Source organism: Cupriavidus sp. 2TAF22, assembly GCF_052115045.1.
In the GTDB taxonomy this organism is placed as follows: domain Bacteria; phylum Pseudomonadota; class Gammaproteobacteria; order Burkholderiales; family Burkholderiaceae; genus Cupriavidus.
In genome coordinates, this window is sequence record NZ_JBFRFX010000002.1 from 1 (window position 1) to 12,367 (window position 12,367).

The 12,367-nt window shown below is 68.5% G+C and carries 13 protein-coding genes and 1 pseudogene; 5 read left to right on the forward strand and 9 right to left on the reverse strand.

Annotation, left to right across the window (positions count from 1 at the left end; genetic code table 11):
* Nucleotides 1-480, forward strand: a pseudogene (locus AB4Z48_RS02490) (hypothetical protein); the annotation flags it as partial.
* A 44-nt stretch (nt 481-524) separates the two neighbouring features.
* On the opposite strand, the gene AB4Z48_RS02495 reads toward AB4Z48_RS02490, so the two are convergent.
* Nucleotides 525-1,460, reverse strand: a complete 936-nt coding sequence (locus tag AB4Z48_RS02495; RefSeq protein WP_441612282.1) for a LysR family transcriptional regulator — start codon at nt 1,458-1,460, stop codon at nt 525-527.
* A 165-nt stretch (nt 1,461-1,625) separates the two neighbouring features.
* Here AB4Z48_RS02495 and AB4Z48_RS02500 point away from each other — a divergent pair, with 165 nt between their 5' ends.
* Nucleotides 1,626-2,888, forward strand: a complete 1,263-nt coding sequence (locus tag AB4Z48_RS02500; RefSeq protein WP_441612283.1) for an acyl-CoA dehydrogenase family protein — start codon at nt 1,626-1,628, stop codon at nt 2,886-2,888.
* 180 nt (nt 2,889-3,068) lie between these two features.
* Nucleotides 3,069-3,761 carry a glutathione binding-like protein gene (locus AB4Z48_RS02505; RefSeq protein WP_441612284.1) on the forward strand — a complete coding sequence of 231 codons (693 nt, stop codon included), beginning with the start codon at nt 3,069-3,071 and terminating at the stop codon, nt 3,759-3,761.
* A 47-nt stretch (nt 3,762-3,808) separates the two neighbouring features.
* Here AB4Z48_RS02505 and AB4Z48_RS02510 read toward each other — a convergent pair whose 3' ends face one another.
* On the reverse strand, nt 3,809-4,585 hold the full coding sequence (locus tag AB4Z48_RS02510) for a hypothetical protein (RefSeq protein ID WP_441612285.1): 777 nt from the start codon (nt 4,583-4,585) through the stop codon (nt 3,809-3,811).
* Between the two features lie 399 nt (nt 4,586-4,984).
* Here AB4Z48_RS02510 and AB4Z48_RS02515 point away from each other — a divergent pair, with 399 nt between their 5' ends.
* Nucleotides 4,985-5,371, forward strand: a complete 387-nt coding sequence (locus AB4Z48_RS02515) for a helix-turn-helix domain-containing protein (RefSeq protein WP_441612286.1) — start codon at nt 4,985-4,987, stop codon at nt 5,369-5,371.
* Between the two features lie 27 nt (nt 5,372-5,398).
* Here the strand turns inward: AB4Z48_RS02515 and AB4Z48_RS02520 are convergent, their stop codons facing one another.
* Entirely contained in the window at nt 5,399-6,397 is a 999-nt protein-coding gene (locus AB4Z48_RS02520; protein WP_441612287.1) for a threonine/serine dehydratase, read from the reverse strand.
* A gap of 385 nt (nt 6,398-6,782) precedes the next feature.
* On the opposite strand from AB4Z48_RS02520, the gene AB4Z48_RS02525 reads away from it, so the two are divergent.
* Entirely contained in the window at nt 6,783-7,526 is a 744-nt protein-coding gene (locus AB4Z48_RS02525) for a class I SAM-dependent methyltransferase (RefSeq protein ID WP_441612288.1), read from the forward strand.
* 6 nt (nt 7,527-7,532) lie between these two features.
* Here AB4Z48_RS02525 and ureG read toward each other — a convergent pair whose 3' ends face one another.
* The 6 genes from ureG to AB4Z48_RS02555 all read right to left on the reverse strand — a co-directional run bounded on the left by ureG (nt 7,533) and on the right by AB4Z48_RS02555 (nt 12,321).
* Nucleotides 7,533-8,162, reverse strand: coding sequence for an urease accessory protein UreG (gene ureG / locus AB4Z48_RS02530; protein ID WP_441612289.1), 630 nt, complete (start codon nt 8,160-8,162; stop codon nt 7,533-7,535).
* A gap of 63 nt (nt 8,163-8,225) precedes the next feature.
* On the reverse strand, nt 8,226-8,918 hold the full coding sequence (locus tag AB4Z48_RS02535) for an urease accessory protein UreF (protein ID WP_441612290.1): 693 nt from the start codon (nt 8,916-8,918) through the stop codon (nt 8,226-8,228).
* A gap of 40 nt (nt 8,919-8,958) precedes the next feature.
* Entirely contained in the window at nt 8,959-9,588 is a 630-nt protein-coding gene (ureE, locus tag AB4Z48_RS02540) for an urease accessory protein UreE (protein ID WP_441612291.1), read from the reverse strand.
* Nucleotides 9,589-9,608: 20 nt separating this feature from the next.
* Entirely contained in the window at nt 9,609-11,327 is a 1,719-nt protein-coding gene (gene ureC / locus AB4Z48_RS02545; RefSeq protein WP_441612292.1) for an urease subunit alpha, read from the reverse strand.
* Nucleotides 11,327-11,632 carry an urease subunit beta gene (locus AB4Z48_RS02550; RefSeq protein WP_441612293.1) on the reverse strand — a complete coding sequence of 102 codons (306 nt, stop codon included), beginning with the start codon at nt 11,630-11,632 and terminating at the stop codon, nt 11,327-11,329. Before AB4Z48_RS02550 ends, ureC begins: the two co-directional genes overlap by 1 nt.
* 77 nt (nt 11,633-11,709) lie before the next feature.
* Nucleotides 11,710-12,321 (reverse strand): HupE/UreJ family protein, encoded by a 612-nt coding sequence (locus tag AB4Z48_RS02555; RefSeq protein ID WP_441612294.1) that lies wholly within the window; start codon nt 12,319-12,321, stop codon nt 11,710-11,712.
* Nucleotides 12,322-12,367 lie beyond the last annotated feature (46 nt).

Below are 12,367 nucleotides of genomic sequence, written 5' to 3' on the forward strand. Positions count from 1 at the left end.
CCGCCGGCCTTTGCGCCGATGGCTGTCGCGCCGCCGCCGGCACCCGCCGCGCCGCGTGCCCAGCCCGCTCCGGTCGCGCCCGTGGCGCCCATTGCACCGGTTTCCCCGCCCGCCCCGGCGCTCGCCATACAGGCTCCGCGCTTCGCGCAGCGCTCTGCCCAGGCCACGCCGGGCGAGACGGCGCGCGCGCGCGCACAGCTCGCAGGCGCGCTGACGATGAACGTACGGGAGGATCCGCAGCTGGCGGTGGAACGCCTGATGCCCGAAGTGCCGGGCGCGGACCAGGCCAGCGGCGCGCCGCTGGCGCTGCGCATCACGGCGGCAGCGCCGGGCAGCCCCGAGATCCGGGCCTGGGTCGAGCGGCTATGGCAGGCGGTGCCGGCGCCGCGGCGCCCGCCGCTGCCCTATGCGGTGCAGGCCGACAGCACACTGCCGCCGGAAACCTTGCGCATCGAACGCATTGCCGACAGCGCACGCTGAGCGCAGGGGCCAAAGCCCGCGCAATGCGCAGGCAATCAGGGGAGTCAGCCCTGCGCGCCCTCAGCCAGTCCGCCGCCCAGCGAAGTGATCACCGCCAGCAACTGCTCGCGCAGCCAGCGGTTGGCACCGTCGTTCTCGCCGCCGCCGTGCCAGTACAGATGCAGCTCCAGCGAAGGCACCTTGAACGGCAGCGACAGCAGCCGGTTGGCGTAGGGTTCGTTGGCGATGCGCGCATAGCGCAGCGGCAGCGTGGCCAGCAGGTCGGTGCAGCTCACCACCCGGCAGGCCCCGGCATAGTGCTGGCAACGCAGCCGCACCCGGCGCGTCAAGCCCATGCGGTGCAGGGCCTGGTCCTCCAGTCCCGCGCCGCGCCGGCGCGAAGACACATGCACGTGCTCGGCAGCCAGGTAGCGCTCCAGCGTCAGCTCCTTCTTCACCAGCGGATGGTCGCGGCGGGCCAGCACCACCATCGGGTCCGCCATGAACGGGGCATGGTGGATGGCAGGTGAAACCGGCAGCAGGATATCGATGGCGGCGTCGAGCGTGCCAGCCAGCAGTTCGGACTCCATCTCGCGCCGGTCGAAGCGAATCGCGGCGATTTCCACCTGCGGCGCCATCGCGGTCACCCGCGTCATCAGCGGCGGCAGCAGCGTGGATTCCAGCGCGTCGCGCATGCCGATGGTGAAGCGGCGCACGGTGGCGGCCGGATCGAAGTGCGGCGTATCCTGCAGCGTGCGCGCGAACGACTGCAGGGCGGCGCGGACCTCGGCCGCCAGCGAGCGCGCCAGTGGCGTGGGCGCCATGCCCTGGCCGCGCCGCTCGAACAGCGGGTCGTCGAACAAGGTGCGCAGGCGGCCCAGCGCATGGCTCACGGCGGGCTGCGTCAGGTTGAGCTGGCGCGCAGCCGCGGTGATGCTGCCTTCGCTGTAGATGGCGTCGAACACCACGAAGAGATTGAGGTCGATCCGGGAGAGCTGCATGGCGGTGATTCTGGCATGGAATGCATCATATTGATACTGGCAAATCCAGAAAATTCATTTTTCTAATTATATGGATTGCGGTACAGTCCTCTCCAGTCGGCGCGGACCGCGTCCGCCAGGACCGGGAACGGCTCCCGGCACTCATTCAGAGGTGGAGGAGACAACATGCAATTCGAGTACACGCCCAAGGTCAAGGAAATGCAGGCCCGCCTGCTGGCCTTCTTCGACAAGCACATCTATCCGAACGAGAAGCGCTTCTACGCGGAGATCCAGGCCAACCGCCAGGCCGGCAACGCCTGGGTCCCGACCAAGGTGATCGAGGAGCTCAAGCCGCTGGCCCGCGAAGCCGGCCTGTGGAACCTGTTCCTGCCCCACTCGAAGCGCGCGCCGGAAGGCCTGTCCAACCTCGAATACGCGCCGCTGTGCGAGATCATGGGCCGGGTGCCCTGGTCGGCCGAGGTATTCAACTGCGCCGCGCCCGACACCGGCAACATGGAAACCCTGGAGCGCTACGCCTCCGAGGAACTCAAGGACCGCTGGCTGGAGCCGCTGCTGCGCGGCGAGATCCGCTCGGCCTTCCTGATGACCGAGCCGGACGTGGCTTCGTCGGACGCCACCAATATCTGCTGCAGCATCGATCGCGACGGCGACGAATACGTGATCAACGGCACCAAGTGGTGGTCGTCGGGCGCGGGCGATCCCCGCTGCCAGGTCTACATCGTCATGGGCAAGACCAATCCGGATGCCGGCCGCCATGAGCAGCAATCGATGATCGTGGTGCCGGCCGATACCCCGGGCATCACCATCAAGCGCTTCCTGCCCGTGTTCGGCTACGACGACGCGCCGCACGGCCACATGGAAATCGAACTGAAGAACGTGCGCGTGCCGGCCGCCAACATCCTGCTGGGCGAAGGCCGCGGCTTCGAGATCGCCCAGGGCCGCCTCGGCCCGGGCCGCATCCACCACTGCATGCGCAGCATCGGCGTGGCCGAGCGCGCGCTCGAACTGCTGTGCAAGCGCAGCCTGGCCCGCGTTGCCTTCGGCAAGCCGGTGGCTGCGCAGGGCGTGACGCGCGAGCGCATCGCCGAAGCCCGCTGCGAAATCGAGATGGCGCGCCTGCTGACGCTCAAGGCCGCCTACATGATGGACACCGCCGGCAACAAGGTGGCCAAGGCCGAGATCGCCATGATCAAGGTGGTCGCACCCAATATGGCGCTCAAGGTAATCGACTGGGCCATCCAGGTGCACGGCGCCGCCGGTGTCTCCGACGATTTCCCGCTGGCTTCGTGGTGGGCGCACCAGCGCACGCTGCGCCTGGCCGACGGTCCGGACGAGGTGCACCGCAACGCCATCGCCAAGCTGGAACTGGCCAAGCACATGAGCATCAACCCGAACGAGATCGACATGCCGGTGACGCGCGGCTTCTGAGCCCCGCATCCGCCACGGCAGGGCCACCCCTGCCGGCAATATGGAAACGCGCAGCCCGTCTGCGCGTTTTTTTCTTCTGTGCTTAAATCGCCCGGTTCGCCACCTCAGTGCTTGATGTGGCAGCCCAACGTCCGCGCGATCGCAGCAATCGCAGCGATCGCAGCCAGGAGAACTTCCCCGATGATCGACGTCTATTCCTGGGCCACGCCCAACGGCCACAAGATCCATATCATGCTCGAGGAGTGCGGCCTCGAGTACAAGGTGCACCCCGTCAACATCGGTGCCGGCGACCAGTTCACGCCCGACTTCCTCGAGATCAGCCCGAACAACAAGATCCCTGCCATCGTCGATCCCGACGGCCCGGACGGCCAGCCCATCTCGCTGTTCGAGTCCGGCGCGATCCTGCTCTACCTGGCCGGAAAAACCGGCAGGTTCCTGCCCGAAGACGTGCGCGGGAAATACGATGCGCTGCAATGGCTGATGTTCCAGATGGGCGGCGTGGGCCCGATGCTGGGCCAGGCGCACCATTTCCGCATGTACGCGCCCGAGAAGCTGGAGTACGCCATCAACCGCTACACCAACGAAGCGCGCCGCCTGTACGGCGTGATCGACAAGCAACTGTCGGCACATCCGTGGCTGGCCGGCGAGACGTATTCGGTGGCAGACATCGCCACCTTCCCCTGGCTGCGCAGCTGGCAGAACCAGGGCGTGGAACTCGACGACTATCCGCACCTCAAGCGCTGGTTCAACGAGATTGCCGAGCGCCCCGCCGTCAAGCGCGGCGTCGAGGTGCTGGCCAGTGCGCGCAAGCCCATCCGCGACGAGAAGGAAAAGGAAATCCTGTTCGGCGCGACGCAATACCAGCGCCGCTGAGCCGCCGAAGCCACCGGCCCGGCGTCACCGGGCCCGGCCATCGGCACTCAGTGCAGCGACACCGCCTGCGCCGCCGTGCTGCCTGCGCGCACGGGCTCGCCCATCGGGCCCTGCAGGCAGCACAGCAGGCTGGCCACGGGCTGAAGGGCATCGATGCGATAGCCCTCTTCCGGATCCGGAGCGAACACCATGCCGGGCTGCAGGTAAGCCACCTGGCGCTCGGCGTGCGGCCAGGGCGAATACCACTGCAGGCATAGCGTGCCCTCGTGGCATGCCGCCCAGTTCAGGCCGCCCGCGCGCAGCCGCTCCGCCCATTCCGGCTCGCCTTCGGCAATCGCCACGAAGGCTGCATTCAGTCGCGGCGGCATGCAGGCATCGGCTGCCCTGGCGCCCTGCCCCGGACGCCAGCGCTCCGACTGCCCCGCGGCAAACGCATCGAAACTGCTCGTCAGCCCGGCCCCCACCAGGCCCACGGCTTGCGGGTCCAGCACCGTGCGGATCAGCACGCTGTCTTGCAGCACCGCGAGCTGCAGGCGCTCGCCCTGGCGGATCGCATACACGCCGCCCGCCGACAGCAGCACCGGCGCGCCGCCCGCCGGGGTCACCTTCACCGTACCGCACAGGCAGGCCCACCACTCGGCCCGCGCCGTGACGATCCCGGGCTGCGCGGCACCCTGCGGCAGGAACACGTAATCGCCGCTGCTGCCGAGCCCGGCGGCCTCCGGCACCACCCTCACCTGCAGGCCGACACGCAACGCCGAAGCACCCCCGCCGGCCAGGATCTCGCCCCGCATCTGCGCGTCGAACAAGGAAAAAATACGCATGACACCCCCTTTTCCGCGTAATGGAAAAATGCCGTCCGCGTTTCCCGGGGGTTGTCGCTTCCTGACGTGCCGCTGCCTGGCCCGCCGGCTCTCCTGTATGCCGGCCAGTTTTTCGTATCAACCAGACATGCTTCGGCTGTCATCATCGGCGACCTGGCCCCGACAGCCAGCGCCGACACCCGAGGCTTACGCGCCGCGGGCAAACTCCCCAAGTGCCAGCCGGCCTCCGGCCGATTACACTCCCATTACAATTGGGTGTATTTGAAAGAAATTAGCCGGCAGTATCCGATATTTTTGCCGGCGTTCAAGCCTGATACTCATGGTGCGTCATACTATAAGGCGTCGATCCAAAGAGGTCAAACCCTTAGCCTCGCTTCGTTCTCTTTCACGAGTCAGGCCATGATCGGTGATCCTCTCAAGCTCTTCGGGCTGCACCTGGCGGAACTGCGCAGGCAGCGCGGCTGGTCGCAGGAAAAACTCGCCCTCGAAAGCGGCATGGCCCGCTCCTACCTCAGCGGCATCGAGCGGGGCGTGCGCAATGTGTCCCTGGTGAATATCTGCGCGTTGTCCGGGACGCTGGGCGTGCATCCCGCGGAGATGCTGAACTTCGCCGGCGGCAAGGGTGAAGGCAGCACGCTGGTGCTCGAGCAGCGCTGCGCGGAGTTCAATATCACCCCTGCCCAGCGCGTGACGGTACGGCACATGGCCCTGATGAACGATACCGAGCAGGACGCCATCGCTTCAGTGGCGCGCGTGATCGCGGCGAGGGCGGCACAGCAGATGTGATCCGGGCGGCGTCATCGCCGCCGGGCCCTAGGCCGCCAGCAGTTCGGCGAAGCGCGCCGCATCGAGGTTGGCCCCGCACAACACCAGCGCCACCTTCTTGCCCTCCAGCCTCTCGCGCAGCGGTCCCAGCAAGGCTGCGGTGGAAACCGCGGTAGCCGGCTCGGTCGCCAGCTTCATGTCGCGGTAGAGGATGCGCATGGCGGCCCGGATGGCCTCGTCCGACACCCGCACCATGCCGTCGACGAAACGGCTGCACACACCGAAGCTGTAGTCCAGCGCGTAGGGCGCCCCGAGACTGTCGGCGACGGTATTCACGCGTGCCAGCACCTGCGGCCGCCCTGACTCGAAGCTGCGCGTCATGGCATCGGCACCTTCGGGCTCGACGCCATAGACCCGGCAGGCCGGATTGATCTGCTTGACCGCGGCGGCGATGCCCGCGCACAGGCCGCCGCCGCCCACCGGCACCACCACCGCATCGAGCCCCGGCACCTGGCGCATCAGTTCCAGCCCCACGGTGCCCGTGCCCTGCGCCACCAGCGGGCCGTCGAACGGGTGGATCATGGTGCGGCCCTCCTGCACCGCCAGTTGCTGCGCGTGATCGAAGGCCGCATGCACGTCCGGGCGCAGCACCACTTCCGCACCCCACTCCCTGCAGGCCGCCACGCGCGCCGGGCTGGCGCTCGCTGGCATCACCAGCCTGGCCCCCACGCCCTCCACCATGGCGGCATAGGCCACTGCCATGGCATGGTTGCCGGCACTGGCCGCCACCACGCCGCGTCTGCGCGCCGCGGCATCGAGGCGCCCCATGCCGTTGAGCGCGCCGCGCAGCTTGAAGGTGCCGGTCTGCTGGAACAGCTCCATCTTGAGCCACACCTCGGTGGCCGGACCGAACTGGCCCATGGCGCCGGTCTGCCAGCGCCACACAGGGGTTTCGAGCACCTTGCCGCGCAGGTAGCGCGCGGCATCCTGGATTTCGGCAAGGACGGGATAGCTGGCGTGCGCGCGCAGCTCGGGAAGATCGGACATCGGGGGTTCTCCATCGCATCGTGAAATCGCGCGCAGGCCGGTTGGCGTGCGCGGTCGGACGAACCACGGGCCACCGAGCACCAGCCAAAGCCGCAGCTCAGCGACCCCGGATAATTCGAATGATGGAGAAAGCGAAGGAAGAAAAGACGTGGAACGCCGAAGACATGGCCGCTGCGCGCGGCAGCCCTGCGCCCGCGCGTGCAGCGGCGCCACCGGCATCGGTGTCGCGGCACAGCGAAGAAAGGGCGAAGGAGGCGGACGTCATGGACGGGCCAGTATGCCACAAGGCGTCAGCGGTGCAAATGCGACAACGTCGCCGCCCGCGTAGAATGCGCTGGGTTTTCCCTCTTGCACCGTTGCCATCCCCGCGGAGAACGTCATCCCGATGCCAGATGCCAGCAAGCCTGCCAGCGCGAAATCGCTGGGCCAGCGGAACTACGAGCAGTTCGCCGCGCGCTACGCGGCCGCCGTCCCGACCAAGCCCCACAACGCGCTCTACGAGCGCCCCGCCACGCTCTCGCTGCTGCCCGACGACATGCGCGGCCTGCGCGTGCTGGATGCCGGCTGCGGCCCCGGCCTCTTCAGCGAGATCCTGGCCGGACGCGGCGCCAGCGTGCATGCCTTCGACGTGACCCCGGAGATGGTCGTGCTGGCGCGCCAGCGTACCGCCGGCCTCGATGTGGACGTGCGCGCAGGCAACCTCGAGCAGCCGCTGCACTGGCTGGCCGATGCCAGCTTCGACGTCGTAGTGTGCCCGCTGGTGCTCGACTACATCGAAGACTGGGGGCCGGTGTTCGCTGAGTTCCACCGCGTGGCACGCCCCGGCGCGCTGCTGGTGTTCTCCGCCGGCCACCCGATCGATGCGTGGCGGCTGTGGGGCGACGGCAACTACTTCGAGACCGAAGCGTTCGCCCTGCCATGGAAGGGCTTCGGCGAGCCCGATCCGGTGATCGACAGCTACCGCCGCCCGCTGTCCGGCTTCCTCAACCCGCTGACGCAAACCGGCTGGATCTTCGACACCCTGCTCGAGCCACGGCCACTCGATGCCATGCGCGAGGTCAATCCCCGGCTGCACGCGTGGCTGTCGCGCGCGCCTTGCTTCCTGTGCGTGCGGGCGCGGCGCGGCTGAGCGAGGCTACACGCCGAGCATGCCCTGGCGCTCGATGAACGCGATCACTTCGTCCAGCCCCTGCCCGGATTTCACGCTGCCCATCACGAACGGACGCGTGCCTCGCATCTTGCGCGCATCGCTTTCCATCACGTCGAGGTTGGCGCCCACGTAGGGTGCCAGGTCGGTCTTGTTGATCACCAGCAGATCCGACTTGGTGATGCCGGGGCCGCCCTTGCGCGGGATCTTCTCGCCGCCGGCCACGTCGATCACGTAGATGGTCAGGTCCGACAGTTCGGGGCTGAAGGTGGCGGCCAGGTTGTCGCCGCCGGATTCGATAAAGACGATGTCGGCATCGGGGAATTTCGCCAGCATGCGGTCGACCGCCTCGAGGTTGATCGAGGCATCCTCGCGGATGGCGGTATGCGGGCAGCCGCCGGTCTCCACGCCCATGATGCGCTCGGCCGGCAAGGCGCCCGAGATGGTCAGCAGGCGCTGGTCTTCCTTGGTGTAGATATCGTTGGTGATGGCCACCAGGTCATAGCGCTCGCGCATGGCCTTGCACAGCATCTCCAGCAACGTGGTCTTGCCGGAGCCGACGGGGCCGCCCACGCCGACGCGCAGCGGGGGATTCTTCTTGGTACGGGCCTGGGTCATGACGGGGATCTTGTATCGGTGAAGGTTGGGCGGCCGCCGCGCGAGCACGCCGGCGCGCGGCGCTCAGGAACGGAACAGCCGGGAATACTGGGTCTCGTGCCGGGCCGACAGCAGGCCCAGCATCGGGGAAAACGTCGATAGCAACGGCGGATCAGCATCGGCGCGGCGCACCGCCTCGCCGACCGTCTCCATCACCGAGGCATGCAGGCGGCGCAGGATATGCTGGCCGGCCACCTGGCCCAGCGGCACGGCCTTGAGCGCGGCGGCCACCTGGTTCTCGGCCCAGCTGAAGCAATAGGCCGCCAGCCCGTCGCGCTCGTCCACGTCAAGCGCCGCGCACGCCGCGGCAAACGCGGTGGGCAGGCATGCCGGCGCCAGCGCGGCGAGCTGCGCCCGCAATCCGGCGTCGCCCCACTCCATCTGCGCCACCAGCCGCGCCAGCGACCAGCCCATCTGCTCCGTCTCCAGCCGCAGCTCCGCGCTCTCGCGCGTGGCGTGGAACCAGTCGTTCCAGTGCGCCACGCCGGCGGCGTCGCGCGCGCGCCATGCGCGAAACAGCAGCAGCCAGACAGGTGCCTCGCACTGCGCCTGCACATCGAGCAGGTTGCTGCGCACCCACTGCTCGGCGCTGCCGGCATCATGCACCAGGCCGCAATCGATGGCCGCCTCCAGCCCCTGCGAATAGCTGAAGCCGCCGATCGGCAGCGCCGGCGAAGCCAGGTGCAGGAGGGAGATCAATTGAGAGAGCTGGGTCATGGTGATGCCGGTCGCGCCCTAGGCGCGGGAAGCCGGCCGCTCAATGCTTGTGCCCGCAATGCTCGTCATGCACATGGTGCTCGTGATCGTGTGCGTGCGAGTGATCGTGCGCATGCGCATGGGAGCGGCCGTGATCGTGATCGTGATCGTGGCCATGATGCTCATGGAATACCGCCTGCGCCGCCGCATAGTCTTCGGCGAACGTGGCGTCGTGTCCATGCTTGTGGCCGCCGCCGTAGGCGCCCGCCTCCGGCTCGAACGGCAGCTCGGCGCGCGCGGCCTGCACGCCCAGGCGCGCCAGCATGTCGGCCAGCACCGGGTCGTATTCCAGGCGCAGGTAGTCGCGCCCCACCTCCACCGGCGTGTGCCGGTTGCCGAGATGATAGGCGGCACGCATCAGCGCCCGCGGATCGCTGGCGCCTACCTGCAGCACCGATTCCGCCGCGGCCAGCACTTCGACGAAGATGCCGCCGTCGGTGACCAGCAGGTCGCCGCCGCGCAGCACCGTGCCGCGCGGCAGGAACAGCGCCACTTCCTCGCCGTTGTCCAGCGTGGCGCGCAGGCGGCTCTTGCTGCGCTCGGCGAAGGGCAGCACCAGCTTGGGCGCGCGGCGCACCAGCACGGCGGCGATGCCGTGCGGTGCGCTGAGGTGTTTGTCGATCTTTTGCAAGGCGGGCTCGGGACGGGAACTCAGAACAGGAAATAGCGCTGCGCCATCGGCAGCACGGTGGCCGGCTCGCACATCAGCAACTGGCCGTCGGCGACGACCTGGTAGGTCTCGGGATCGACCGTGACGTGCGGCTGCCAGTCATTGTGCACCATGTCGCGCTTGCTCACGGTACGCGTGCCGCGCACCGCGCAAAGCGTCTTCGACAGCCCGTAGCGCCCGCCCACGTCGGCCGCCAGCGCGGCCTGCGAGACGAAGGTCAGCGACGACTTGTGCAAGGCGCGGCCGGCTGCCGCGAACATCGGGCGGTAGTGCACCGGCTGCGGCGTGGGGATCGACGCGTTGGGGTCGCCCATGGCGGCCGCGGCAATCATCCCGCCCTTGAGGATCAGGCTCGGCTTGACGCCGAAAAAGGCCGGCTTCCACAGCACCAGGTCGGCCCACTTGCCGACCTCGACCGAGCCCACTTCGCGCGCGATGCCGTGGGTGAGCGCGGGGTTGATGGTGTACTTGGCGATATAGCGCTTGACGCGGAAGTTGTCGTGCCCGCCGCGCGCGTCATCGGGGTCGCCGGGCAGCTTGCCGCGCTGCGCGGCCATCTTGTGCGCGGTCTGCCAGGTGCGGATGATGACCTCGCCCACGCGGCCCATGGCCTGCGAGTCGCTGGAGATCATCGAGAACGCGCCGAGATCGTGCAGGATGTCCTCGGCGGCAATGGTCTCGCGGCGGATGCGGCTTTCGGCGAAGGCGATGTCCTCGGCGATGGACGGGTCCAGGTGGTGGCACACCATCAGCATGTCGAGGTGTTCGTCGAGCGTGTTGATCGTGTACGGCCGCGTCGGGTTGGTCGACGAAGGCAGCACGTTGGCCTCGCCGCACACCTTGATGATGTCGGGCGCATGGCCGCCGCCCGCGCCTTCGGTGTGGTACGTATGGATGGTGCGGCCCTTGAACGCGGCCACGGTGGCCTCGACGAAGCCGGCCTCGTTGAGCGTGTCGGTGTGGATCGCCACCTGCGTGTCGGTGGCATCGGCCACGCTCAGGCAGGTGTCGATGGCCGCGGGCGTGGTGCCCCAGTCCTCATGCAGCTTGAGCCCGATCGCGCCGGCCTCGACCTGCTCGACAAGCGGCCCCGGCTGGCTGGCGTTGCCTTTGCCGAGCAGGCCGATATTCATCGGGTAGGCTTCCACCGCCTGCAGCATGCGCTCCATGAACCACGGCCCCGGCGTCACCGTGGTGGCGAAGGTGCCGGTGGCCGGCCCGGTGCCGCCGCCGATCATGGTGGTGACGCCGCTCATCAGCGCTTCTTCGATCTGCTGCGGGCAGATGAAATGGATGTGGCTGTCGATGCCGCCGGCGGTGACGATCATGCCCTCGCCCGCGATCACCTCGGTGCCGGGCCCGACCACGATGGTCACGCCGGGCTGGATGTCCGGGTTGCCGGCCTTGCCGATGGACGCGATGCGCCCGTCCTTGAGGCCGATGTCGGCCTTGACGATGCCCCAGTGGTCGASGATSAGCGCGTTGGTGATGACGGTGTCGACGCAGTCCCTGGCCATGCGCTGGCTCTGGCCCATGCCGTCGCGGATCACCTTGCCGCCGCCGAACTTCACTTCCTCGCCGTAGATGGTGAAGTCCTTCTCGACTTCGATCACCAGCCCGGTGTCCGCCAGCCGCAGGCGGTCGCCGGTGGTGGGGCCGAACATCTCGGCATAGGCCTGCCTGGAGATTTTCACGCTCATCACAGCGCTCCCATGATCTTGCCGTTGAAGCCGTAGACGATGCGCGCGCCGTCCAGCGCCACCAGTTCCACCGTGCGGCTCTGGCCCGGCTCGAAGCGCACCGCGGTGCCGGCGGCGATGTTCAGGCGGAAGCCGCGCGCGGCTTCGCGGTCGAAGTCCAGCGCGGCATTGGTTTCATAGAAATGGAAATGCGAGCCGACCTGCACCGGGCGGTCGCCGGTGTTGGCCACCGTCACGCTGACCGTCTGGCGGCCAGCGTTGAGTTCGATCTCGCCCTCTGCGGGCATCAGTTCACCGGGAATCATGTCGGGTTCCTTGTCGACGTTTCCAACGCTATCCGTAAGCGGGTCCGAAGGCGGCCCAGGCCACCCTCATGCCACCCTCAGGCCACCATCAGGCCGACGCCATACAGCGCCACGCCCGCGCCGGCCACGCGCACCAGCCAGCCCGCGTGGCGGCGCAGCGCGTTGCCCAGGCCGATGCCGCACAGGTGCAGCGCCATGGTGGCGACGGTAAAGCCGCCCACGTAGGCGGCCGCGGCCGGCAGCGCACCCGCCGCGGTGGGCAGTTCGGCGCCGTGCGCATAGCCGTGGAAGATGGCGAAACCGCCGACGATGGCCATGCCGGCCCACGCTGGCAGCCTGGCGCGCAGCGCCACCAGCAGGCCGATCACCAGCAGCGAAGCGGCGATCATCGGCTCGACCAGCGGCAGCCCGGACCCGGCCAGCCCGAGCGCGGCGCCGGCCAGCATCAGCGCGACAAAGACGAACGGCATGCGCAGCGCCTCGCGCGGCGAACGCGCGCCGAGCGCGCTCCACACGCCCACGCCGGCCATGGCCAGCAGATGGTCCATGCCGGTGAACGGATGCATCAGGCCCGCCCACAGGCTGGCGCCGACGGTGGCGGCATCGTGGCCCGGGTGGGCGATGGCGGCAGCGCTCGCCAGCGCCAGGCAAGCGCCGACGACGGCGCGCGCGCGGTTGGAACGGTTCATGTCTTGAGACCTCGTGTTCTTGTTTGACAGCTTGTGCCGTGCTGGC

Excerpts from the sequence above, each read along its gene's own strand:
- AB4Z48_RS02495 (WP_441612282.1), bottom strand. The coding sequence starts at position 1,460 with ATGCAGCTCTCCCGGATCGACCTCAATCTCTTCGTGGTGTTCGACGCC.
- AB4Z48_RS02500 (WP_441612283.1), top strand. The coding sequence starts at position 1,626 with ATGCAATTCGAGTACACGCCCAAGGTCAAGGAAATGCAGGCCCGCCTG.
- AB4Z48_RS02505 (WP_441612284.1), top strand. The coding sequence starts at position 3,069 with ATGATCGACGTCTATTCCTGGGCCACGCCCAACGGCCACAAGATCCAT.
- AB4Z48_RS02510 (WP_441612285.1), bottom strand. The coding sequence starts at position 4,585 with ATGCGTATTTTTTCCTTGTTCGACGCGCAGATGCGGGGCGAGATCCTG.
- AB4Z48_RS02515 (WP_441612286.1), top strand. The coding sequence starts at position 4,985 with ATGATCGGTGATCCTCTCAAGCTCTTCGGGCTGCACCTGGCGGAACTG.
- AB4Z48_RS02520 (WP_441612287.1), bottom strand. The coding sequence starts at position 6,397 with ATGTCCGATCTTCCCGAGCTGCGCGCGCACGCCAGCTATCCCGTCCTT.
- AB4Z48_RS02525 (WP_441612288.1), top strand. The coding sequence starts at position 6,783 with ATGCCAGATGCCAGCAAGCCTGCCAGCGCGAAATCGCTGGGCCAGCGG.
- ureG (WP_441612289.1), bottom strand. The coding sequence starts at position 8,162 with ATGACCCAGGCCCGTACCAAGAAGAATCCCCCGCTGCGCGTCGGCGTG.
- AB4Z48_RS02535 (WP_441612290.1), bottom strand. The coding sequence starts at position 8,918 with ATGACCCAGCTCTCTCAATTGATCTCCCTCCTGCACCTGGCTTCGCCG.
- AB4Z48_RS02550 (WP_441612293.1), bottom strand. The coding sequence starts at position 11,632 with ATGATTCCCGGTGAACTGATGCCCGCAGAGGGCGAGATCGAACTCAAC.
- AB4Z48_RS02555 (WP_441612294.1), bottom strand. The coding sequence starts at position 12,321 with ATGAACCGTTCCAACCGCGCGCGCGCCGTCGTCGGCGCTTGCCTGGCG.